Raw genomic sequence first — 23,556 nt, 5'->3', positions numbered from 1 at the left:
TCCATCGAAAACATCTGGGGGTGAACACAATGATCTATTTACGCAAAGCTAACGACCGCGGTCATGCGAATCATGGCTGGCTCGATTCCTGGCATACCTTCTCTTTTGCCAACTACTATGACCCGAACTTTATGGGGTTCTCGGCACTGCGCGTGATTAACGATGACGTGATTGACGCAGGCCAGGGCTTTGGCACTCACCCCCATAAAGACATGGAAATCCTGACCTACGTGCTGGAAGGCGCAGTAGAACATCAGGACAGCATGGGCAACAAAGAGCAGGTTCCTGCCGGTGAGTTCCAGATTATGAGCGCCGGGACGGGGATCCGTCACTCGGAGTACAACCCGAGTAATACTGAGAAGCTGCATCTGTATCAGATCTGGATCATGCCGCAGGAAAACGGTATTACGCCGCGCTATGAACAGCGCCGTTTCGATGCCGCTCAGGGTAAACAACTGGTGCTGTCGCCTGATGCCCGCGATGGCTCACTGAAAGTGTACCAGGATATGGAGCTGTACCGTTGGGCGCTGGTCAAAGATGAGCAGTCGGTACATCAGATTGCCGCTGAACGTCGCGTCTGGATCCAGGTCGTTAAAGGCAACGTCACCATTAACGGAACCAAAGCGACCACCAGCGACGGTCTGGCAATCTGGGATGAACAGGCAATTTCTATTCATGCCGACAGCGACAGCGAAGTATTGCTGTTTGACTTGCCACCTGTATAACGTGCTGGAACCTGATGTAGGCCGGATAAGACGCGAAAGCGTCGACATCCGGCTTTTCATCGTTTGTCATTAATTCCATGCGTCCGTGGTAAACTGGGGGAATCTATCCCTTTTTAACGCTTCAGGACGATGAAAAAGAAAAGACCCGTACTTCAGGATGTAGCCGACCGCGTGGGCGTGACTAAAATGACGGTCAGTCGCTTTTTGCGTAATCCGGAGCAGGTCTCCGTGGCGCTGCGGGGCAAAATTGCCGCTGCACTTGATGAGCTGGGTTATATTCCCAATCGCGCTCCTGATATCCTTTCTAACGCTACCAGCCGCGCTATCGGCGTGTTGTTACCGTCTCTCACTAACCAGGTTTTTGCTGAAGTGTTACGCGGCATTGAGGCCGTCACCGACGCCCATGGTTATCAAACTATGCTTGCGCACTACGGCTATAAGCCAGAGATGGAACAAGAGCGCCTGGAATCGATGCTGTCGTGGAATATCGATGGCCTGATCCTCACCGAACGTAGCCATACGCCTCGTACGCTGAAAATGATTGAGGTCGCCGGTATCCCGGTGGTTGAGCTGATGGACAGCCAGTCCCCGTGTCTGGATATCGCCGTCGGTTTCGACAACTTTGAAGCCGCGCGCCAGATGACTGCCGCTATCATCGCCCGAGGGCACCGTCATGTTGCCTATCTTGGCGCACGTCTTGATGAACGTACTATCATCAAACAGAGGGGCTACGAGCAGGCAATGCGCGATGCCAACCTGGTGCCGTACAGCGTGATGATGGAACAGTCTTCTTCCTACTCCTCCGGTATTGAACTCATCCGTCAGGCGCGGCGCGAATACCCGCAGCTCGACGGCATTTTCTGTACCAACGATGACCTGGCGGTAGGGGCGGCCTTCGAATGCCAGCGTTTAGGGCTGAAAATCCCGGATGACATGGCGATTGCCGGATTCCACGGTCACGACATCGGACAGGTGATGGAGCCGCGTCTGGCGAGCGTGCTCACGCCGCGTGAACGCATGGGCAGCATTGGTGCTGAACGCCTGCTGGCGCGCATCCGTGGTGAAGCAGTCACACCTAAAATGTTAGATTTAGGTTTCACCTTGTCACCGGGCGGATCTATTTAAGCCAACAAGTTTGAAGTAGCTCACACTTATACACTTCGAGCACGAATGGATATTGCTTCTCTATTTATCCGGCTGGACAATGTTACCGATAACAGTTACCCGTAACAATTTCCAGATTCTTGTACCAGTGGGGGCAACGCTTTGAGCACGACTAATCATGATCACCACGTTTACGTTCTGATGGGCGTATCGGGCAGCGGTAAATCTGCTGTCGCCAGCGAAGTGGCGCATCAACTGCAGGCCGCGTTTCTTGATGGCGATTTTCTCCATCCGCGCAGCAACATCATGAAAATGGCTTCCGGTGAGCCACTCAACGATGATGACCGTAAACCGTGGTTACAGGCGCTGAACGACGCCGCCTTTGCGATGCAGCGTACCAACAAGGTTTCGCTGATCGTCTGTTCCGCTCTGAAAAAAGTCTACCGCGACCAGCTGCGCGACGGTAACCCGAACCTCTCTTTCATCTATCTGAAAGGGGATTTTGACGTTATCGAAAGCCGCCTGAAAGCGCGTAAAGGCCACTTCTTCAAAACGCAGATGCTGGTGACCCAGTTTGAAGCGCTGGAAGAACCGGGTGCAAATGAAAACGATGTACTGGTGGTCGATATCGATCAACCACTGGACGGTGTGGTCGCCAGCACCATTGAGGTTATTAACCAGGGCAGTAAGTAGTGAGTACATTAACGCTTGTTTTAACAGCAGTAGGGTCTGTTTTATTACTGCTGTTTTTAGTGATGAAGGCGCGTATGCACGCCTTCCTTGCTTTGATGGTGGTGTCTATTGGTGCAGGTCTCTTTTCCGGTATGCCGCTCGATAAAATCGCCGCGACTATGGAAAAAGGGATGGGAGGCACGCTTGGTTTCCTGGCGATTGTTGTGGCGTTGGGGGCGATGTTCGGCAAGATTTTGCATGAGACCGGCGCAGTCGATCAAATTGCCGTCAAAATGCTGAAATCCTTCGGCCACAGCCGCGCGCATTACGCGATTGGCCTGGCCGGTCTGATTTGCGCGCTGCCGCTGTTCTTTGAGGTGGCGATTGTGCTGCTGATTAGCGTAGCGTTCTCGATGGCGCGTCACACCGGTACCAACCTGGTTAAATTAGTCATTCCGTTGTTTGCAGGTGTAGCGGCGGCTGCGGCGTTTTTACTGCCGGGGCCAGCGCCGATGTTGCTGGCCTCGCAGATGCACGCTGACTTTGGCTGGATGATCCTGATTGGCCTGTGTGCCGCGATTCCGGGCATGATTATCGCCGGGCCGCTGTGGGGTAATTTCATCAGCCGTTACGTTGAGCTGAACATTCCTGATGACATTACCGAGCCACATCTGGGCGAAGGTAAAATGCCGTCCTTCGGCTTTAGCTTGTCGCTGATCCTGCTGCCGCTGGTATTGGTTGGTCTGAAAACCATCGCCGCGCGCTTTGTGCCGGTTGGTTCTTCAACTTACGAATGGTTTGAGTTTATCGGTCACCCGTTTACCGCGATTCTGGTTGCCTGTCTGGTGGCGATTTACGGTCTGGCGATTCGCCAGGGTATGCCAAAAGACAAAGTGATGGAGATCTGCGGTCATGCGCTGCAACCGGCGGGGATAATCCTGCTGGTGATTGGTGCAGGTGGCGTGTTTAAACAGGTGCTGGTTGATTCCGGCGTTGGTCCGGCGCTGGGCGAAGCGTTAACCGGAATGGGTCTGCCGATTGCCATTACCTGCTTCGTGCTGGCGGCAGCGGTGCGTATCATTCAGGGTTCTGCGACCGTGGCGTGCTTAACGGCGGTCGGTCTGGTGATGCCGGTGATTGAACAGCTAAACTTCTCCGGCGCACAGATGGCGGCACTGTCTATTTGTATCGCAGGCGGCTCGATCGTGGTCAGCCACGTTAACGACGCCGGTTTCTGGTTGTTCGGTAAATTTACCGGTGCAACGGAAGCACAAACGTTGAAGACCTGGACGATGATGGAAACCATCCTCGGTACGGTCGGCGCAATTGTCGGTATGATTGCCTTCCAGCTGTTGAGCTGAGTCTTGTTGCCCGGTGGCGCTTGCGCTTACCGGGCCTGGAAATGAGCACACATCCACATCGTAGGCCGGGTAAGCGCAAGCGTCACCCGGCTTTTTTACAGCACCATCACCCCATCCTCGGTTTTCAACCAACGCGGCGCTTTCAGCGTGTCGGCGAAATAGCCCACCAAATCCTGCAGCAAATCACCCGCTACTCGCTCCATATCATCAGAAAGCGTTTTGCTCATCAGCAAATGCGTCAAAAGCTGGCAGTAACGCCCCATCTGGTCTGACTCAGGCTCGAAAAGGGGAAAACGGGTCGGGAATGTATCTACCGTCAGACTGGCCTGCAGATGCTGCGGTACAGGCTCCGTTAAGGTCGGTTGCAATAATGCGAGACAGGCCGACAGACGTGCACAAATCGCCAGTTTTTCAACCGGGTCATGGCATTCAACCAGTCCTTCGACAAAACGCTCGCAGTTATCCGCCAGTTCGGTGAAGTCCGTGGCATGGCTAAAGGGCAGGGTAAATAAAGAGTGTGAAAAGAGAGGGGGAGTCGCCATAGGGCAGCCTCCAGTATGTTTTATTTAAACCACCACCGGAGAGGCTAATCTCGCGGGTGGCAGAATCGAGCGGAGTTAGCCTTACCGGTCATACTGGATACCGGCGCGTCTTGCGACGCCCCCGCTCGACCCGCCATTGAGACGAAATCGGTCGCACGACATAGAAGTATATGTCGCCAGTATGATTTTCAGAAGGCTAATTCTGACACCTGATTTTGCAGGTGCAGCGAGAAGATAAGGCTTATCCACAATGCTGACAAGAGGGCATTCCGGAAGGCGCCTCGCAGAAATGAAAATACGTTATATCAGCGACTTAAAAGCATAAGGAATACCTGAAATTACAGCGCAATGCCGTTCAGTTAAGCATGTAGGGTGAACATGTGATTATTGCTCAGGTTTCCGTTCACCTCAGTGGTGTCATTTCTCTGAAGCGCTGATACCCGTGAACGTGCAAGGGAGGCTCACCGCCGCCTCCCTTGCAACCCAGGCTCCCGGCGGGAAAATCGTCGCTGCGCGATGTATTCGTCTTATGCCGTCTGCCTGTCGGGTCGGGGCCGAGCCTGCATCCATGCAGGCCGTCCCCTCTGCCCGCATCCCTGCGGGCAGACCCGGTCAGCCGTCAACGCCTCATCGATTTTCAGCCGGACCGGTGTCATCGCTTCAACGCTCTGACTTCCAGTTAAATTTGTTTTGCTGTCATAACGTGAACGGAGCCGTTCTCCGGGTAACATGGTATTTGCTCCAAAAAGGAGAAATTACCCCTTCATCCACATCCGTACGCCGTCGAGGAACATCTGGGTGGCCATCATCACCAGAATCAGCCCCATCAGGCGCTCCAGCGCGTTCACCCCTTTTTCCCCCAGCAGACGCAAAAACAGCGACGACTGCAACAGAATCACAAACGTACCGCCCCAGGCGATCAGCAGTGCAATCACCAGATGCCCCATCTGGTTTGGGTATTGATGCGACAACAGCATTAATGAAGCCAGGATTGTCGGACCGGCTACCAGCGGGATCGCCAGCGGCACGATAAACGGCTCTTCACCCGCCGGAAGCCCGGTGCTATTCCCGGTGGCGCTGGGGAAAATCATCTTAATGGCGATCAGGAACAAAATGATGCCCCCGGAGATAGAAACGGTTTCCGCGCGCAGGTTAAGAAATGCCAGAATTTTCTCGCCCGCAAACAGGAATATCAGCATCACCAACAGCGCAATGAACAGCTCGCGAATCATAATCGCGCGGCGGCGTTTTGGTTCGGTATGTTTCAATACGGACATGAAAATGGGCAGATTTCCGAGTGGATCCATAATCAGGATCAATAAAACTGCCGCTGAAATGATTTCATTCATAACTCAAATTCCCTGATAATTACCACGGACTTTCTGCTTGCTTGCGCAGCGGGATAAGTCGCATTACTGATGGCTTCGCTATCATTGATTAATTTCACTTGCGACTTTGGCTGCATTTTGTATGGTGAAGGATATGCCACCAGGACACTGGCATACATACACAGCACACATCTCTGCAGGAAAAAAACGCTATGAAAAATGTTGGTTTTATCGGCTGGCGCGGTATGGTCGGCTCTGTTCTCATGCAACGCATGGTTGAGGAGCGTGACTTCGACGCCATTCGCCCTGTTTTCTTTTCTACTTCCCAGCTCGGGCAGGCGGCACCGACATTCGGTGGAACCGCGACCGGCACGCTTCAGGACGCTTTTGATCTGGATGCGCTGAAGGCGCTCGATATCATCGTGACCTGTCAGGGCGGCGATTATACCAACGAAATCTATCCAAAGCTTCGTGAAAGCGGTTGGCAGGGTTACTGGATTGACGCGGCCTCTTCGCTGCGTATGAAAGACGACGCCATCATTATTCTCGATCCGGTTAACCAGGATGTCATCACCGATGGCCTGAATAAAGGTATTAAGACCTTTGTCGGCGGTAACTGTACCGTTAGCCTGATGCTGATGTCCCTTGGTGGCCTGTTTGCCAATGACCTGGTCGACTGGGTCTCCGTGGCGACCTATCAGGCGGCTTCCGGCGGCGGCGCGCGTCATATGCGCGAGCTGTTGTCTCAGATGGGTCATCTGTATGGCCATGTGGCCGAGGAGCTGGCGACCCCTTCCTCTGCTATTCTCGACATCGAACGTAAAGTGACGACCCTGTCCCGTAGCGGTGAACTGCCGGTTGATAACTTTGGCGTACCGCTGGCCGGTAGCCTGATTCCGTGGATCGACAAACAGCTCGATAACGGTCAGAGCCGTGAAGAGTGGAAGGGACAGGCGGAAACCAACAAAATTCTCAACACGTCTTCCGTGATCCCGGTTGATGGTCTGTGCGTGCGCGTCGGCGCGCTGCGCTGCCACAGCCAGGCGTTCACCATAAAACTGAAAAAAGATGTGTCTATTCCGACCGTGGAAGAACTGCTGGCGGCGCACAACCCGTGGGCGAAAGTAGTACCAAACGATCGTGAAATCACCATGCGTGAGTTAACCCCGGCGGCCGTTACCGGCACGTTGGCCACGCCAGTAGGTCGTCTGCGTAAGCTGAATATGGGACCGGAGTTCCTGTCAGCCTTTACCGTAGGTGACCAGCTGCTTTGGGGTGCTGCAGAGCCATTGCGCCGCATGTTACGTCAACTGGCGTAATGGTTTGTTAATGATCAAAGGGTGCTGAGTCACCCTTTTTTTTGCGTAATACAGGAGTAAGCGCAGATGTTTCATTTTTTACCAGGAGTAAGATAAAGCATTGGCTATTCTTTAAGGGTGACTTAGTACCGGAGGTATTAAGTTGTTGCCTGAAGGTGGGACGACGCAGAGAGGATGCACAATTGTGCTGCGCCGTTCAGGTCAAAAAAAGTGTCGCTACCTGATGTCGAAAATCAGTTGGAAGGGGTGACACCATAAAACAGGATGACAACCATGTCCGTTCGTATCGATAGAGACGTGATTAATGCGCTAATTGCAGGCCATTTTGCGGATCCTTTTTCCGTACTCGGTATGCACCAAACTGACGCTGGACTTGAAGTCCGCGCCCTATTACCTGACGCCACCGAAGTGTGGGTGATCGAACCCAAAACCGGACGCAAAGTCGGCAAGCTGGATTGCCTCGACTCTCGTGGTTTTTTCTGTGCAGTACTTCCCCGCCGTAAAAATTTCTTTCGCTATCAGTTGGCCGTTGTCTGGCATGGACAGCAGAATCTGATTGATGACCCTTATCGTTTTGGCCCATTGATCCAGGATATGGATGCCTGGCTGCTATCTGAAGGTACGCACCTGCGACCTTACGAAACGCTGGGTGCGCATGCGGATACCATGGATGGCGTAACCGGCACGCGCTTCTCTGTCTGGGCACCTAACGCTCAACGCGTGTCAGTGGTTGGGCAGTTCAACTACTGGGATGGCCGTCGCCACCCGATGCGCCTGCGCAAAGAAAGCGGTATCTGGGAGCTGTTTATCCCCGGTGCGCAGCATGGTCAGCTGTATAAATATGAGATGATCGATGCCAACGGTAAGCTGCGAATCAAAGCGGACCCTTACGCCTTCGAAGCGCAAATGCGCCCGGAAACAGCGTCGCTTATCTGTGGTCTGCCGGAAAAAGTGGTGCAAAGCGAGGAGCGTAAAAAAGCCAACCAGTTTGATGCGCCAATCTCTATCTATGAAGTGCACCTGGGGTCATGGCGTCGTCATACCGATAACAACTTCTGGCTGAGCTACCGCGAGCTGGCGGATCAGCTGGTGCCTTACGCCAAGTGGATGGGCTTTACCCACCTTGAACTATTGCCCATTAACGAGCATCCGTTCGACGGTAGCTGGGGTTACCAACCTACCGGCATGTATGCGCCGACCCGTCGATTTGGTACGCGCGATGACTTCCGCTATTTTGTGAATGCCGCGCATCAGGCGGGGCTGAACGTCATTCTTGACTGGGTGCCGGGCCATTTCCCGTCGGACGATTTTGGTCTGGCAGAGTTTGATGGCACTAATCTGTATGAGCACAGCGACCCGCGTGAAGGCTATCACCAGGACTGGAACACGCTGATCTACAACTATGGCCGCCGTGAAGTCAGCAACTATCTGGTGGGCAACGCCCTGTACTGGATTGAGCGCTTTGGTATCGACGCGCTGCGCGTGGATGCCGTGGCATCGATGATTTATCGCGACTACAGCCGTAAAGAAGGGGAATGGGTCCCGAACGAATTTGGTGGTCGTGAAAACCTCGAAGCCATTGAGTTTTTACGCAATACCAACCGTATTCTTGGTGAACAGGTGCCTGGTGCGGTGAGCATGGCGGAAGAATCCACTGATTTTGCTGGCGTTTCAAGACCGCAGGACATGGGCGGTTTAGGGTTCTGGTATAAGTGGAACCTCGGCTGGATGCACGACACGCTGGACTACATGAAACTGGATCCGGTTTATCGCCAACATCACCACGATAAGCTGACCTTCGGCATGCTGTACAACTACACCGAGAACTTTGTCCTGCCGTTGTCGCACGATGAAGTGGTGCACGGCAAGAAATCGATTCTCGACCGCATGCCGGGCGATGCGTGGCAGAAGTTTGCCAACCTGCGCGCCTACTACGGCTGGATGTGGGCCTTCCCCGGTAAGAAACTGCTGTTTATGGGCAACGAGTTTGCGCAGGGACGTGAATGGAACCATGACGCCAGCCTCGACTGGCACCTGCTGGAAGGCGGTGATAACTGGCATCACGGCGTACAGCGTCTGGTGCGCGATCTGAACCTCACCTATCGTCATCACAAAGCGCTGCACGAGCTCGACTTTGACGCCTATGGCTTTGAGTGGCTGGTGGTGGATGACAAAGAACGTTCGGTGCTGGCTTTCGTGCGTCGTGACAAGGTCGGCAATGAAATCATCGTGGTCAGTAACTTTACGCCAGTGCCGCGCCACGGCTATCGCTTCGGTATTAACCAGCCGGGCAAATGGCGTGAAATCCTCAATACCGATTCGATGCATTACCACGGCAGCAATACTGGCAACGGTGGTGCGGTGCACAGTGATGAAATCGCCAGTCATGGTCGTCAGCATTCACTGAGCCTCACGTTACCGCCGTTGGCAACGATCTGGCTGGTTCGGGAGGGGGAATGACGCAACTGGCAACCGGCAACGCCACCCCCCATGGTGCAACGTATGACGGCCATGGCGTTAATTTTACTCTCTTCTCAGCCCACGCTGAACGCGTTGAATTATGCGTATTTGACGAGGACGGTTGCGAACTCCGCTACGACCTGCCGGGGCGTAGCGGTGATGTCTGGCACGGCTATCTGGCCAACGCCCGGCCCGGTCTGCGCTATGGCTATCGCGTCCATGGCCCATGGCAACCGCAGCAGGGCCACCGGTTTAACCCAGCCAAGCTGCTGCTTGACCCTTGCGCCCGTAGGGTCGAGGGCGAGTTAAAAGATAACCTGCTGCTGCACGACGGGCTAAATGAACCGGATCACCATGATAATGTCACCATCGCGCTGAAGGGGGTGGTGGTGTCCGACCATTATGACTGGGAGGATGATGCCCCGCCGCGCACGCCGTGGGGCAATACCGTGATTTACGAAGCGCATGTCAAAGGGTTGACGTATTTGCATCCTGACCTGCCGGAAGAGATTCGCGGAACCTACAAAGCGCTGGGTCATCCGGTAATGATCGACTATTTCAAGCGTCTCGGCATTACCGCGCTGGAGCTACTGCCGGTGGCGCATTTTGCCAGCGAACCACGACTTCAGCGGCTGGGCCTGTCGAACTACTGGGGCTACAACCCGGTGGCCATGTTCGCGCTGCATCCGGCCTATGCCTGTTCGCCGGAGAGTGCGCTTGATGAGTTTCGCGACGCGGTAAAAGCGCTGCACAAAGCGGGGATTGAGGTCATTCTCGATATCGTTTTGAACCACAGCGCCGAGCTGGATCTCGAAGGGCCTGTCTTCTCGCTGCGCGGAATTGATAACCGTAGCTATTATTGGATCAGGGACGATGGTGATTACTACAACTGGACCGGTTGTGGGAACACCCTCAATTTGAGCCATCCTGGCGTTGTGGAATACGCATGTGAATGCCTGCGCTATTGGGTTGAAACCTGCCATGTAGATGGTTTTCGTTTTGATTTGGCTTCCGTCATGGGGCGTACACCTGCGTTTCGTCAGGATGCGCCGCTGTTTACCGCGATCCAAACCTGTCCGCTGCTCTCACGCGTGAAGCTGATTGCGGAACCGTGGGATATTGGTGAAGGCGGGTATCAGGTGGGGAATTTCCCCCCTCCGTTTGCCGAGTGGAATGACCATTTCCGCGATGCGACGCGACGCTTTTGGCTCCAGCGTAATCTCTCGTTGGGCGAGTTTGCCGGGCGTTTTGCCGCATCCAGCGATGTGTTTAAACGCCAGGGCCGCAAACCCAGCGCCACGGTCAATCTGGTGACTGCGCACGACGGTTTTACGCTACGCGACTGTGTGTGCTTCACAAATAAGCACAATGAAGCGAATGGTGAGGAAAATCGCGACGGCACTAGCAATAACTACAGCGACAATCATGGTAAAGAAGGATTAGGCGGCACGCTGGACCTGATTGAGCGGCGGCGCGACAGCATTCATGCGCTGTTAACCACGCTGTTGCTCTCCCAGGGGACGCCGATGTTGCTGGCGGGCGATGAGCATGGTCATAGCCAGCACGGCAACAATAACGCTTACTGTCAGGATAACGCCTTAACGTGGCTGGACTGGCAGCAGGCAAACAGTGGGCTAACCACATTTACCGCCGCGCTGATTCATCTGCGCCGGCAAATCCCAGCATTAACAGGGGATTGTTGGTGGGAAGAGGGCGATGGCAATGTTCGTTGGCTGAATAAGTACGCACAACCCTTAAGTGCGGATGAGTGGCAAAACGGCCCGAGGCAGATGCAAATCCAGCTTTCAGACCGTTTTCTGATTGCAATAAACGCCACGCTTGAGGTGACAGATATCGTTTTACCTGAAGGGGAATGGCATGCCATTCCCCCATTTGCCGGAGAGGATAATCCGGTGCTTACGGCTGTCTGGCAGGGACCTGCGCACGGACTGTGTGTGTTCCAGAGAAGATAAAAAAGGAGTTAGTCATGGTGAGTTTAGAGAAGAACGATCGTGTAATGTTGGCGCGCCAGCTGCCATTAAAATCTGTTGCCCTGATCCTGGCCGGTGGCCGCGGTACCCGCTTAAAAGATTTGACCAACAAACGTGCCAAACCTGCTGTGCACTTTGGCGGTAAGTTCCGCATTATCGATTTTGCCTTATCCAACTGTATTAACTCCGGGATCCGCCGTATTGGCGTGATCACCCAGTACCAGTCCCATACGCTGGTGCAGCATATTCAGCGCGGCTGGTCGTTTTTTAGCGAAGAGATGAACGAGTTTGTCGATTTGTTGCCTGCCCAGCAGAGAATGCAGGGTGAAAACTGGTATCGCGGTACGGCGGATGCGGTGACCCAAAACCTGGACATCATTCGACGCTATAAAGCGGAATACGTGGTGATCCTCGCGGGCGATCATATTTATAAGCAGGACTACTCACGCATGCTGATCGACCACGTCGAGAAGGGCGCGCGTTGCACCGTGGCCTGTATGCCAGTGCCTATTGAAGAGGCCAGCGCGTTTGGCGTGATGGACGTGGACGACACCGATAAAATTATTGAGTTCGTTGAAAAACCCGCCAACCCGCCAGCGATGCCAGGCGACCCGACCAAATCTCTTGCCAGTATGGGGATCTACATTTTCAACGCCGATTATCTGTATGAACTGCTGGCGGAAGATGATCTCGATGAAAAATCCAGTCACGATTTTGGCAAAGACATCATTCCAAAAATCACCGAAGCTGGCATGGCGTATGCACATCCATTCCCGTTGTCCTGCGTGCAGTCTGACCCGGAATCCGAGCCGTACTGGCGCGATGTGGGGACGCTGGAAGCCTACTGGAAAGCGAACCTTGATCTGGCTTCGGTGACGCCTGAACTGGATATGTACGACCAGGACTGGCCAATCCGTACGCATATGGAATCGCTGCCGCCAGCGAAATTTGTGCAGGACCGTTCCGGTAGCCACGGAATGACGCTGAACTCGCTGGTTTCCGGCGGCTGTATTATTTCGGGTTCGGTGGTGGTGCAGTCCGTTCTGTTCCCGCGTGTGCGGGTGAATTCATTCTGTAACATTGATTCGGCAGTGTTATTACCTGAAGTGTGGGTGGGACGTTCATGCCGCTTACGTCGTTGCATTATTGACCGCGCCTGCGTTATTCCTGAAGGCATGGTGATAGGTGAAAACGCGGAAGAAGATGCGCGTCGTTTCTACCGTTCAGAGGAAGGCATTGTGCTGGTCACGCGTGAAATGCTGCGCAAACTGCAGATCAAACAGGAGCGATAATGCAGGTTTTACACGTTTGTTCAGAGATGTTCCCCCTGTTAAAAACCGGGGGACTGGCGGATGTTATTGGGGCGTTACCTGCCGCGCAAATTGCGGACGGCGTGGATGCCCGCGTGTTGCTCCCGGCGTTTCCTGATATTCGTCGCGGCATTCCCGATGCACAGGTCGTGACGCGTCGCGATACCTTCGCTGGACGTATCACGCTGCTTTTCGGGCATTTCAACGGCGTGGGTATTTACCTGATTGACGCGCCGCATCTCTACGACCGTCCCGGTAGCCCGTATCACGACACCAACCTGTTCGCTTATACCGATAACGTCCTGCGTTTTGCGTTGCTTGGCTGGGTCGGATGTGAAATGGCCTGCGGCCTTGACCCATTCTGGCGCCCGGATGTGGTGCATGCGCACGACTGGCATGCCGGTCTGGCCCCGGCGTATCTGGCGGCGCGCGGCCATCCGGCGAAATCGGTGTTCACCGTACACAACCTGGCGTATCAAGGCATGTTTTATGCAAAGCATATGGATGACATCCAATTGCCATGGTCGTTCTTTAATGTGCACGGGCTGGAGTTTAACGGCCAGATTTCGTTCCTGAAGGCCGGGTTGTACTACGCAGACCACATTACAGCGGTGAGTCCAACTTACGCGCGGGAGATTACCGAGCCGCAGTTTGCCTATGGTATGGAAGGTCTGTTGCAGCAGCGTCATCGGGAAGGACGGCTTTCCGGCGTGCTGAACGGTGTGGATGAAAAAATCTGGAGCCCGGAAACCGACCTGCTGCTGGCGTCGCGCTATACGCGTGACACGCTGGAAGAAAAGGCGGAGAACAAACGTCAGCTACAGATCGCGATGGGACTTAAGGTTAACGACAAAGTGCCTCTGTTTGCCGTAGTCAGCCGTCTGACCAGTCAGAAAGGGTTGGATCTGGTGTTGGAGGCTCTGCCGGGTCTGTTAGAGCAGGGCGGACAACTGGCGTTGCTCGGCGCGGGCGATCCGGTATTGCAGGAAGGTTTCCTCGCCGCGGCGGCGGAACATCCGGGGCAAGTGGGCGTGCAGATTGGCTATCACGAAGCCTTCTCGCACCGCATCATGGGTGGGGCCGATGTGATATTGGTTCCCAGCCGTTTTGAGCCATGTGGCTTAACGCAATTGTATGGACTGAAGTACGGCACGCTGCCGCTGGTGCGGCGCACCGGTGGGCTGGCTGATACGGTCTCTGACAGTTCGCTGGAAAACCTGGCGGACGGTATCGCCAGTGGGTTTGTATTTGAAGATAGTAATGCCTGGTCGCTACTACGTGCGATCCGGCGTGCTTTCGTATTGTGGTCCCGGCCTTCGCTGTGGCGGTTTGTACAACGCCAGGCCATGACCATGGATTTTAGCTGGCAAGTCGCGGCGAAGTCATACCGTGAGCTTTACTATCGCTTGAAATAGTTATCCAGGAATCACCTATATGAATGCTCCATTTACTTATGCATCGCCCACACTCAGCGTAGAGGCACTTAAGCATTCTATCGCCTACAAGCTGATGTTCACGATTGGTAAGGACCCGGTCATTGCCAATAAACATGAGTGGCTGAACGCCACATTGTTCGCGGTGCGCGATCGTCTCGTGGAGCGCTGGCTGCGTTCTAACCGTGCGCAATTGTCACAGGAAACTCGACAGGTTTATTACCTGTCTATGGAGTTTTTGATTGGCCGCACGCTTTCCAATGCACTGTTATCGTTGGGTATTTATGACGATGTCAAAAATGCGCTGGAAGGTATGGGGTTGGATCTTGAAGATCTGATCGATGAAGAAAACGACCCAGGCCTAGGCAACGGTGGCCTCGGGCGCCTGGCGGCCTGCTTCCTGGACTCGCTGGCAACGCTGGGACTGCCGGGACGCGGCTACGGTATTCGCTATGACTACGGCATGTTCAAGCAAAACATTGTTGATGGCCGACAGAAAGAGTCGCCGGACTACTGGCTGGAATACGGTAACCCATGGGAGTTCAAACGCCACAATACGCGCTACAAAGTGCGCTTTGGCGGGCGTATACAGCAGGAAGGCAAGAAAACGCGCTGGATAGAAACCGAAGAGATCCTCGCGGTTGCCTACGACCAGATTATCCCCGGTTACGACACCGATGCCACCAACACGCTGCGCCTGTGGAATGCCCAGGCCAGTAGCGAGATCAACCTCGGTAAATTTAACCAGGGCGACTACTTTGCGGCGGTGGAAGATAAAAACCACTCCGAGAACGTCTCCCGCGTGCTCTATCCGGATGACTCCACCTATTCAGGACGCGAGCTGCGCTTGCGCCAGGAGTATTTCCTGGTCTCCTCCACGGTGCAGGACATTCTGAATCGTCATTATCAACTGCACAAAACCTACGATAATCTGGCGGATAAAATCGCCATTCACCTCAACGACACCCATCCGGTGCTGTCGATCCCTGAGCTGATGCGTCTGTTGATTGATGAGCACAAGTTCAGTTGGGATGATGCGTTTGAAGTGTGCTGTCAGGTTTTCTCGTATACCAACCACACTTTGATGAGCGAAGCGCTGGAGACCTGGCCGGTGGATATGCTGGGCAAAATTCTGCCGCGCCATCTGCAAATCATTTTTGAGATTAACGACTACTTCCTGAAAACGCTGCAGGAGCAGTATCCGAACGATACCGGTCTGCTGGGGCGGACGTCGATTATCGATGAATCTAACGGCCGCCGGGTGCGTATGGCATGGCTGGCGGTCGTGGTGAGCCACAAGGTTAATGGTGTGTCTGAACTGCACTCCAACCTGATGGTGCAGTCGCTATTTGCTGACTTTGCGAAGATCTTCCCGACCCGCTTCTGCAACGTTACCAACGGCGTGACGCCGCGTCGCTGGCTGGCGCTGGCTAACCCGCCGCTCTCCGAGGTACTGGATGAGAATATTGGCCGCACCTGGCGTACCGATCTCAGCCAGTTGAGCGAGCTTGAACAGCACTGCGATTTCCCGTTGGTGAACCAGGCGGTACGCCGGGCGAAGCTGGAGAACAAAAAACGTCTGGCCACGCTCATTGCCCAGCAGCTTAACGTGGTAGTGAATCCGAAATCGCTGTTTGATGTGCAGATAAAGCGTATTCACGAATACAAACGTCAACTGATGAACGTGCTGCATGTGATCACCCGCTACAACCGCATTAAGGCCGATCCTGACGCCGAGTGGGTGCCGCGTGTGAATATCTTCGCCGGTAAAGCGGCTTCGGCCTATTACATGGCGAAGCACATCATTCATCTGATCAACGATGTCGCGAAAGTGATCAATAACGATCCGCAAATTGGCGACAAACTGAAAGTGGTGTTTATCCCCAATTACAGCGTCAGCCTGGCGCAGGTGATAATTCCTGCTGCCGACCTGTCTGAACAGATTTCACTGGCCGGGACCGAAGCCTCCGGGACCAGTAACATGAAATTTGCGCTGAATGGCGCGTTGACCATCGGTACGCTGGATGGTGCCAACGTCGAGATGCTGGAACATGTGGGCGCAGAAAATATCTTTATCTTTGGTAATACGGCGGAAGAGGTTGAAGCCTTGCGTAGTCAGGGCTATAAGCCGCGTGAATATTACGAGAAAGACGAGGAGTTGCACCAGGTGCTGACGCAGATCGGCAGCGGCGTATTCAGCCCGGAGGAGCCGGGACGCTATCGCGACCTGGTGGACTCATTGATCAACTTTGGCGACCACTATCAGGTGCTGGCGGATTATCGCAGTTACGTTGATTGTCAGGATAAGGTTGATGAACTGTATCGTCACCCGGAAGAGTGGACTACCAAGTCGATGATTAATATCGCCAACATGGGTTACTTCTCATCGGACAGGACGATCAAAGAGTACGCCGAAAACATCTGGCATATTGATTCGGTGCGGTTGTAAAACACGAGGCCGGGGGCGCTTCGCTTGCCCGGCCTACGTTTATGCACTTTTGTAGGCCGGATAAAGCGTCGCCGCCATCCGGCATTTTTATCAGGACGCCAGCGACAGCTGGTGCTTCTCAATGTATTCAGCCAGCCACTGGGTCATGCGCGACTGCTGCTCAGCGTTCAGCCACATACCTTCTTTCGTGCGACGCCACAACGCATCTTCTGCACGACGAACCCATTCGTGATCGACCAGATATTTCAGCTCGGCTTCATAAAACTCATGGCCAAAGTCTTCACCTAACTCGGCAAGCGAGGTGGCTTCGCCGATGACCCATTCGGTGTTGCTGCCGTAGGTGCGAGAATAATGGCGCGCCAGCGACTCGGTCAGGAACGGGTAGCGACGGCGCAGTTTGGCCGCGTAGTCTTCGCGATCGCCGCCAATGTCACCGCCGGGCAGAATGCACTCTTTGGTCCACGCCGGGCCGATGCCCTGATAGTACGACGCCAGTTTTTCCATCGCATGTTCAGCCAGCTTACGATAGGTCGTCAGCTTACCGCCAAAGACCGACAGCAGCGGCGCTTTGCCGTTTTCGTCGTGGATATCCAGCGTGTAATCACGGGTGATCGCCTGCGGTGAGTCAGACTCGTCATCGCACAGCGGACGCACGCCCGAGTAAGTCCAGACGATATCATCACGGCCCAGCTGCTTCTTAAAGTGCGCGTTGTAAACCTTCAGCAGGTAATTGATCTCGCTTTCATCAATTTTCACGGCTTTCGGATCGCCTTTGTATTCAACGTCTGTCGTCCCGATGATCGAGAATTCGTCCATCCATGGGATGACAAACACAATGCGTTTATCTTCGTTTTGCAGAATATAAGCCTGCTTCTGGGTATGTACACGCGGCACCACGATGTGGCTGCCTTTAATCAGGCGAATACCGTACGGTGATGGCAGGTGCATACCGTCGTCGAAAAACTCTTTCACCCACGGACCGGTGGCGTTGACTAGGCCACGCGCCTGCCAGGTGTGTTTTTTGCCGGTATCGATATCTTCAGCTTCAACAATCCACAAACCGTTTTCACGGCGAGCAGAGGTGGCGCGAGTGCGGGTTAATACTTCTCCGCCTTTGCGTACGACCATTTGGGCGTTTGCCAAAACCAGTCGTGCATCGTCTACCCAGCAGTCAGAATATTCGAAACCGCGCACAATCTCAGGTTTCATTACGGAATCTGCGCCAAAACGCAAACCGGTAGAACTTGGCAAACTGGTGCGTTTGCCCAGATGATCGTACATAAACAAACCAATGCGGATCATCCACGCCGGACGCAGGTGCGGGCGGTGGGGCAGACGAAAGCGCATCGGGAAGGCGATGTGTGGTGCCATTTTCAACAGCACTTCACGTTCGGCCAGCGCTTCGCTCACCAGACGAAATTCGTAGTGCTCCAGGTAGCGCAGGCCACCGTGGATGAGTTTGGAGCTAGCGGAAGAGGTGGCGCAGGCTAAATCCTGCGCTTCCAGCATCAGCACGGATAAACCGCGTCCAGCGGCATCTGCCGCGATACCGGCACCGTTGATGCCTCCACCTATCACAATCAGATCTTTGGTTTCCATGCTGGCCTCTCGCACTTTCGTTATAGCTCATTAATGTTCGTTATCGAGCATAATAGCAAAGAATCGCGCCATTGGTAACATCGGATAAACAATTTACAGTGATACATATAACATTATGGCGTTTAACTGCCGTCGGGACGTACACTAAGCAGTAACATGTCCGAAAAGCGTCACCTGCCATATAAAGAAGAGAGAGCAATGGATCAGTTTGAATGTATTAATGTCGAAGAAGCGCATCAGAAGCTGCATCAGGGGGCGGCGGTGTTAGTGGATATTCGTGACCCGCAAAGCTATGCAATGGGCCATGCCCCACAGGCATTTCATTTGACGAACGACACGCTGGGATCATTTATGCGTGAGCATGATTTCGACACCGCCGTGTTGGTGATGTGTTATCACGGCAACAGCAGTAAAGGCGCGGCGCAATATCTTCTGCAGCAGGGCTATGACGCGGTTTACAGCGTTGACGGCGGCTTCGATGCCTGGCATCGACATTTTCCGGCAGAAGTGGCATACGGTTCGTAAGCTAACAAAGATGCAGCCTGAAACGGGCAGGATAGATATACTGTCCTCTTTTGTGTGGAATAAGCGACAGCAACCATGTTGATGATTACCTCTTTTGCTAACCCCCGCGTGGCGCAGGCATTCGTTGATTATATGGCGACACAGGGCGTTATCCTGACGATTCAACAACATCAGCAAACGGATGTCTGGCTGGCGGATGAGTCCCAGGCTCAGCGCGTGCACGCTGAACTGGTGCGGTTTCTGGAAAATCCGGGCGATCCGCGCTACCTCGCGGCAAGCTGGCAGTCGGGTCAGACCGACAGCGGTCTGCGCTACCAACGTTATCCGTTCCTGGCCACATTGCGCGAACGCGCAGGTCCGGTAACCTGGTTGGTGATGGCCGCGTGTGTGCTGGTGTTTATCGCGATGAACGTGCTGGGCGATCAGGCTGTGATGCTCTGGCTGGCATGGCCGTTTGACCCTTCGCTGAAATTTGAATTCTGGCGTTATTTCACCCACGCTTTTATGCACTTCTCGCTGATGCATATTCTGTTCAACCTGCTGTGGTGGTGGTATCTCGGCGGTGCGGTTGAAAAGCGTCTGGGCAGTGGAAAACTGATTGTTATTACCGTGATCAGCGCCCTGTTGAGCGGCTATGTTCAGCAGAAATTTAGCGGCCCGTGGTTTGGTGGATTGTCTGGCGTGGTATATGCGCTAATGGGCTACGTGTGGTTGCGCGGCGAGCGCGATCCGCAGAGCGGTATTTTCCTGCAGCGTGGTTTGATTATCTTTGCCTTGATCTGGATTGTTGCCGGTTGGTTTGATCTATTCGGCATGTCGATGGCGAATGGCGCTCATATCGCCGGGTTGGCCGTGGGTTTGGCAATGGCGTTTGCCGATACTATAAATGTACGAAAACGAACTTGATTCAAGTTTTGTGGTGCCGGAAGGCGGTGTGCGTTTGGACCAATTTGTAGGCCGGATAAGCGTCAGCGCATCCGGCAAAATTTCAGGGAACAATAATGAAGCAAACACAACGACATGACGCGATTATCGAGCTGGTAAAAAAACAGGGATACGTCAGTACTGAAGAGCTGGTGGAGCATTTCTCCGTCAGCCCGCAGACTATTCGCCGCGATCTTAACGATCTGGCCGATCAGAACATGATTTTGCGCCATCACGGCGGCGCGGCGTTGCCATCCAGCTCCGTTAACACCCCGTGGCATGACCGTAAAGCAACGCAGACGGCGGAAAAAGAGCGCATTGCCCGCAAAGTTGCCACGCAGATCCCGAACGGTTCTACGCTGTTTATTGATATCGGAACTACGCCGGAAGCGGTGGCTCACGCGCTGCTCAATCACAGCAATTTACGCATTGTGACCAACAACCTCAATGTGGCGAATACGCTGATGGCGAAAGAGGATTTCCGCATAATCCTCGCCGGTGGTGAACTGCGTAGCCGCGACGGCGGTATTATGGGCGAAGCGACCCTCGACTTTATTTCTCAGTTCCGTCTGGACTTCGGCATCTTAGGCATCAGCGGTATCGACAGCGATGGTTCGCTGCTGGAATTTGATTATCACGAAGTTCGCACCAAACGCGCGATCATTGAGAATTCACGTCATGTGATGCTGGTGGTGGACCACTCGAAGTTTGGGCGTAACGCGATGGTGAATATGGGCAGCATCAGCATGGTGGATGCGGTGTATACCGATACGCTGCCGCCTGCTGGTGTGATGCAGGTGATTGCTGACCATCATATTCAGTTAGAGCTGTGCTAAGGTAATTCCAGGCCTGATAAGCGTCGCGTATCAGGCATTAACTAAACGCCGTATCCCATCATTTTCAGCAGCTTCTGCGCATGTTGCACCGCATCCTGGCGGTGTGCGACGCCGAGCTTTTGGTACAAATTGCGGATGTGCGTCTTGATGGTCGTTGCCGCGACGGCCAGCTCTGCGGCGATCTGCTCGTTGCTGTAGCCCGAATAAATTAGTCCCAGAACCTGCCATTCGCGCTGGGTCAGCGGGCTGGTGCGGATAAGCTCTGGTACTTCCGGGTGAGTCAGCAGACGCTCAACGAACCCTTCATCGAAGTGAGCGAATTTATGGCGATGATGCTGGTTAATTTCACGCAAAATGCGCTGGGCGCGGTGCTGATCGAGTTCCGGTAAGGTATTGAGCTGAATCAGCTGACGCAGTTGTTGCGCCATGGCCTCGCCTTCGATAACAAAGTGGCTGATAAACCCGGTGCGGTTCGCCAGCTGTAGGGCCTCGAGTAACACACGCTGGGCGTCATTTTTGCGCCCTGCCTGCCAGTAGAGCTGATTAAGCAGCAGCAGGTTACGGTTCAGATCGCTCATCAGGCGCAGATTGCGCGCATTTTCATTCAACTCTTCCAGCACAATTTCAGCCGGTTCAAACTCACCCAACAGGATTTGCGCGCGAGCGATGTTGCGCCACTGGCTTTGCAGGAAGTGGTTATTGGCGAATTCTGGTTTCGGCGTGTGGCGCAGCCAGTTGGCGGCAGAGTTTTTGTCGCTCACCATTTGCCAGTAAATCACCCGCACCTTATCGGCGTTGGAGATCCAGTCGCTGTGATAGTGACCGTTGCCCAGCAGGTTTTCCAGACGGTTGAGCAGGCTGCGAGCGTTATCAAGATCACCCCGCGCAAGTGAACACTGAACCAGCAGCGCCAGACACTGTAGCTGCTGCTGCGGCTGGAAAGTAGAAAGCAGTTCAATACCGCTACGGGCAGAGGCTTCTGATTCGTCCAGACGCGCCCATGCCCACAGGAGCTGCGCGCGAATACGTACCAGGAACTCGTGCATCGGCAGCTGTTCCAGGTGCTGCTCTTTGATCAGCTGGAACGCTTTTTCCTGAGTCTCCCAGGCGGCCTGTAAAAAGCCTTGGGCAAACAAAATTTCGCTTTGCTGGATAAGGCTCCACAGTGCGTAATGCCAGACGTCATGATGACGTGCCATTTGCTCGGTTTGCTGCATTAACGCCAGAGAGCGCGTGAGATCGCCCTTACAGTGCAGGACTTCGCCGTGCACCGAGGTGGCGACGATACGACTATAGAACCAGGCGATAGGTAATTCATCCAGCGCCAGTTTTGCCAGGCGTTCGGCTTCGTCAGGGTTGCCATCGTTAATCGCTACCTGCGCCCGTAAAGCGTTGAATTCGGCGTGCAGCGTTGGCTCCATGTCGCCTTTTATTTCCTGCTCTGCGCGCGCCAGCAGGGTGTTAACCTCTCCGTAGCGGTGCTGGCTCTGCATCAGCCAGGCCTGTAGCAGAACCAGACGCGGATTTTCCAGCAGGCTTTCCCACGGCAGGGCTTTCAGCGACTCTTCCAGTAACGTCAGCTCGCTGTGGTTAAACAGTCCCCACGCATGATTAAGCAGGATATCGCGCAGCATATGGGCGTCACCGGCCGCCAGCGCGTGGTGGATAGCTTCGCTGGGGAAGCCTTGCGCCATCCAGCTTTCGGCGGCGGCGCGGTGTATTTCGGGCAGTTCGTTCGCCAACTCCCATTGGCAGCGCTGGCGTAAAAAGCTGCCAAACAGCGGGTGATAGCTGAACCACTCGCCAACGTCATCCATCCGCTGCAGGAATAACCCCTGGCGCTCAATTTCTTCCAGCCGCATCTGGCCATTTTCTTCCCCGGTAACGCGGACGATCAGCGCATCGTTCATGGAACGCAGAATGGCGCTTTTCAGCAGGAAGTGACGGGTGCCGAGGTCGACGCTGTCCAGCACTTCATCAACCAGATAATCGGACAAATGGCTGGCGTTGATCCCCGCGAGACGGCGTGCGGACTGGTGCGCAGAATGGTTGTTCTGGCGGGCGGAGAGGGCGATCAGCTGTAACGCTGTGGCCCAGCCAGCAACGTCATCGCACATCCGGCTGCTTTCTGCCGCTTCAATGGGAGAGGACAAACGTCGGTCGAAAAATTGTTTGGCTTCCTGATGGTTAAAGGCCAGCTGTTGGCTGCCTATTTCCAGCAGTTGATCGCGTACCCGCAGATTGGCAATACCCAACTGCGGCAGGTTGCGCGACAGTACGACCAGCGTGAGGTTTTCAGGCTGGTGACGCAGGAAGAAGCGCATCGCTTCGTGAATAGCCGGATTGGAGATCAGATGATAATCATCCACCACCAGGTAGAGCGGACGGTGCCACTCGGCCAGTTCGATAAATAGCTGGGCAAACAGTGACGTCAGACTGGCGTACTGGCGCTTTTGCACCATCGCTTCGCTGGTGGTGCAATGTCCACCCGTTGCCTGTTGGATGGCGGCGATCAGATAGCTGGCAAAGCGCTCTTGTTGATTATCGCCTTCATCCAGAGAGTACCAACCTAAGTCGTTCTTCCCCGCCGCCCATTGTGAAACCAGCGTTGTTTTTCCATAACCAGCAGGACTTGTTATCAGGGCAAGCCTGAAATTGTTCACGCCGGAAAGTTTAGCCAACAGGCGCTCACGAACCACCGTATGGTCGAGTCGAACCGGACGACTTAATTTAGACGGAATCAACATAAGTTAGTCACTTCACTGTGTGAAAATAGGGAAGAATGATTTTTTTTGCGCTTCGTAATTAATAGATATAAGGTCGGCCAGATTGGTGTTTTATGCAAGCTAAGCGGACTTTTTGTGTGTCTGATTTTGCACTATGTCACAAATCTATACATCTATTGCAATAATTGTTTTAAAGAGTCGCAACAGGCGTGGCGACTGGATCCGTTGTAATTTTTAATGTGTCGAAAAATC

General features: G+C 54.1%; 17 protein-coding genes. 13 read left to right on the top strand and 4 right to left on the bottom strand.

The genetic code is table 11. The features are described from left to right. Nucleotides 1–29 precede the first annotated feature (29 nt). The 4 genes from yhhW (at nt 30) to gntU (ending at nt 3,862) form a co-directional block, all read left to right on the top strand. Complete coding sequence (yhhW, locus tag OGV71_RS05835) at nt 30–725, top strand: quercetin 2,3-dioxygenase (RefSeq protein WP_003023472.1); 696 nt, start codon at nt 30–32, stop codon at nt 723–725. Between the two features lie 129 nt (nt 726–854). Next, a complete protein-coding gene (gene gntR / locus OGV71_RS05830; protein WP_032937248.1) occupies nt 855–1,850 on the top strand; it encodes a gluconate operon transcriptional repressor GntR in 996 nt (331 codons plus the stop codon). A gap of 141 nt (nt 1,851–1,991) precedes the next feature. Continuing rightward, nucleotides 1,992–2,522, top strand: a complete 531-nt coding sequence (gene gntK, locus OGV71_RS05825; protein ID WP_003023475.1) for a gluconokinase — start codon at nt 1,992–1,994, stop codon at nt 2,520–2,522. Next, nucleotides 2,522–3,862: a gluconate transporter gene (gene gntU, locus OGV71_RS05820; RefSeq protein ID WP_003023477.1), complete on the top strand. Its 1,341-nt coding sequence runs from the start codon at nt 2,522–2,524 to the stop codon at nt 3,860–3,862. Before gntK ends, gntU begins: the two co-directional genes overlap by 1 nt. A 95-nt stretch (nt 3,863–3,957) precedes the next feature. Here gntU and OGV71_RS05815 read toward each other — a convergent pair whose 3' ends face one another. Together OGV71_RS05815 and yhgN are read right to left on the bottom strand one after the other, a co-directional pair. Next, nucleotides 3,958–4,404 carry a lipoate--protein ligase family protein gene (locus OGV71_RS05815; protein ID WP_204583209.1) on the bottom strand — a complete coding sequence of 149 codons (447 nt, stop codon included), beginning with the start codon at nt 4,402–4,404 and terminating at the stop codon, nt 3,958–3,960. Nucleotides 4,405–5,159: 755 nt separating this feature from the next. Then, nucleotides 5,160–5,753 carry an NAAT family transporter YhgN gene (yhgN, locus tag OGV71_RS05810; protein ID WP_003023480.1) on the bottom strand — a complete coding sequence of 198 codons (594 nt, stop codon included), beginning with the start codon at nt 5,751–5,753 and terminating at the stop codon, nt 5,160–5,162. A 191-nt stretch (nt 5,754–5,944) separates the two neighbouring features. On the opposite strand from yhgN, the gene asd reads away from it, so the two are divergent. The 6 genes from asd to glgP all read left to right on the top strand — a co-directional run bounded on the left by asd (nt 5,945) and on the right by glgP (nt 16,694). Further along, complete coding sequence (asd, locus tag OGV71_RS05805) at nt 5,945–7,051, top strand: aspartate-semialdehyde dehydrogenase (protein WP_119174632.1); 1,107 nt, start codon at nt 5,945–5,947, stop codon at nt 7,049–7,051. A gap of 273 nt (nt 7,052–7,324) precedes the next feature. Beyond that, nucleotides 7,325–9,511 carry a 1,4-alpha-glucan branching enzyme gene (gene glgB / locus OGV71_RS05800; protein ID WP_071697063.1) on the top strand — a complete coding sequence of 729 codons (2,187 nt, stop codon included), beginning with the start codon at nt 7,325–7,327 and terminating at the stop codon, nt 9,509–9,511. Further along, complete coding sequence (gene glgX / locus OGV71_RS05795; RefSeq protein ID WP_204583210.1) at nt 9,508–11,484, top strand: glycogen debranching protein GlgX; 1,977 nt, start codon at nt 9,508–9,510, stop codon at nt 11,482–11,484. The genes glgB and glgX overlap by 4 nt, the downstream gene beginning before the upstream one ends. Before the next feature lie 14 nt (nt 11,485–11,498). Next, nucleotides 11,499–12,794, top strand: coding sequence for a glucose-1-phosphate adenylyltransferase (gene glgC / locus OGV71_RS05790; RefSeq protein WP_003023489.1), 1,296 nt, complete (start codon nt 11,499–11,501; stop codon nt 12,792–12,794). After that, nucleotides 12,794–14,227, top strand: a complete 1,434-nt coding sequence (glgA, locus tag OGV71_RS05785) for a glycogen synthase GlgA (protein ID WP_086538630.1) — start codon at nt 12,794–12,796, stop codon at nt 14,225–14,227. The genes glgC and glgA overlap by 1 nt, the downstream gene beginning before the upstream one ends. Before the next feature lie 19 nt (nt 14,228–14,246). Next, complete coding sequence (glgP, locus tag OGV71_RS05780) at nt 14,247–16,694, top strand: glycogen phosphorylase (protein WP_003023492.1); 2,448 nt, start codon at nt 14,247–14,249, stop codon at nt 16,692–16,694. Between the two features lie 90 nt (nt 16,695–16,784). On the opposite strand, the gene glpD is transcribed toward glgP, so the two are convergent. Next, a complete protein-coding gene (gene glpD / locus OGV71_RS05775) occupies nt 16,785–18,293 on the bottom strand; it encodes a glycerol-3-phosphate dehydrogenase (protein ID WP_003023494.1) in 1,509 nt (502 codons plus the stop codon). A gap of 198 nt (nt 18,294–18,491) precedes the next feature. Between glpD and glpE the strand changes: the two genes are divergently transcribed. The 3 genes from glpE (at nt 18,492) to OGV71_RS05760 (ending at nt 20,578) form a co-directional block, all read left to right on the top strand. Next, a complete protein-coding gene (gene glpE / locus OGV71_RS05770; RefSeq protein ID WP_003023495.1) occupies nt 18,492–18,818 on the top strand; it encodes a thiosulfate sulfurtransferase GlpE in 327 nt (108 codons plus the stop codon). A 75-nt stretch (nt 18,819–18,893) separates the two neighbouring features. Beyond that, nucleotides 18,894–19,724: a rhomboid family intramembrane serine protease GlpG gene (gene glpG / locus OGV71_RS05765; protein ID WP_003023496.1), complete on the top strand. Its 831-nt coding sequence runs from the start codon at nt 18,894–18,896 to the stop codon at nt 19,722–19,724. Nucleotides 19,725–19,819: 95 nt separating this feature from the next. After that, nucleotides 19,820–20,578, top strand: a complete 759-nt coding sequence (locus OGV71_RS05760) for a DeoR/GlpR family transcriptional regulator (protein WP_003023499.1) — start codon at nt 19,820–19,822, stop codon at nt 20,576–20,578. Between the two features lie 41 nt (nt 20,579–20,619). On the opposite strand, the gene malT is transcribed toward OGV71_RS05760, so the two are convergent. Next, a complete protein-coding gene (gene malT, locus OGV71_RS05755; RefSeq protein ID WP_003837876.1) occupies nt 20,620–23,325 on the bottom strand; it encodes an HTH-type transcriptional regulator MalT in 2,706 nt (901 codons plus the stop codon). Between the last annotated feature and the right edge of the window lie 231 nt (nt 23,326–23,556).

Source organism: Citrobacter sp. Cf088 (genome assembly GCF_030334295.1).
Lineage (GTDB): Bacteria > Pseudomonadota > Gammaproteobacteria > Enterobacterales > Enterobacteriaceae > Citrobacter > Citrobacter freundii.
The sequence above is the reverse complement of the archived record's forward strand: the minus strand, read 5'-3'. Positions and strand labels throughout refer to the sequence as shown.

What these genes read in the sequence shown, in the direction of transcription:
- yhhW (WP_003023472.1), top strand. Translation starts at nt 30, where the DNA reads ATGATCTATTTACGCAAAGCTAACGACCGCGGTCATGCGAATCATGGC.
- gntR (WP_032937248.1), top strand. Translation starts at nt 855, where the DNA reads ATGAAAAAGAAAAGACCCGTACTTCAGGATGTAGCCGACCGCGTGGGC.
- OGV71_RS05815 (WP_204583209.1), bottom strand. Translation starts at nt 4,404, where the DNA reads ATGGCGACTCCCCCTCTCTTTTCACACTCTTTATTTACCCTGCCCTTT.
- yhgN (WP_003023480.1), bottom strand. Translation starts at nt 5,753, where the DNA reads ATGAATGAAATCATTTCAGCGGCAGTTTTATTGATCCTGATTATGGAT.
- asd (WP_119174632.1), top strand. Translation starts at nt 5,945, where the DNA reads ATGAAAAATGTTGGTTTTATCGGCTGGCGCGGTATGGTCGGCTCTGTT.
- glgB (WP_071697063.1), top strand. Translation starts at nt 7,325, where the DNA reads ATGTCCGTTCGTATCGATAGAGACGTGATTAATGCGCTAATTGCAGGC.
- glgX (WP_204583210.1), top strand. Translation starts at nt 9,508, where the DNA reads ATGACGCAACTGGCAACCGGCAACGCCACCCCCCATGGTGCAACGTAT.
- glgC (WP_003023489.1), top strand. Translation starts at nt 11,499, where the DNA reads ATGGTGAGTTTAGAGAAGAACGATCGTGTAATGTTGGCGCGCCAGCTG.
- glgA (WP_086538630.1), top strand. Translation starts at nt 12,794, where the DNA reads ATGCAGGTTTTACACGTTTGTTCAGAGATGTTCCCCCTGTTAAAAACC.
- glgP (WP_003023492.1), top strand. Translation starts at nt 14,247, where the DNA reads ATGAATGCTCCATTTACTTATGCATCGCCCACACTCAGCGTAGAGGCA.
- glpD (WP_003023494.1), bottom strand. Translation starts at nt 18,293, where the DNA reads ATGGAAACCAAAGATCTGATTGTGATAGGTGGAGGCATCAACGGTGCC.
- glpE (WP_003023495.1), top strand. Translation starts at nt 18,492, where the DNA reads ATGGATCAGTTTGAATGTATTAATGTCGAAGAAGCGCATCAGAAGCTG.
- glpG (WP_003023496.1), top strand. Translation starts at nt 18,894, where the DNA reads ATGTTGATGATTACCTCTTTTGCTAACCCCCGCGTGGCGCAGGCATTC.
- OGV71_RS05760 (WP_003023499.1), top strand. Translation starts at nt 19,820, where the DNA reads ATGAAGCAAACACAACGACATGACGCGATTATCGAGCTGGTAAAAAAA.
- malT (WP_003837876.1), bottom strand. Translation starts at nt 23,325, where the DNA reads ATGTTGATTCCGTCTAAATTAAGTCGTCCGGTTCGACTCGACCATACG.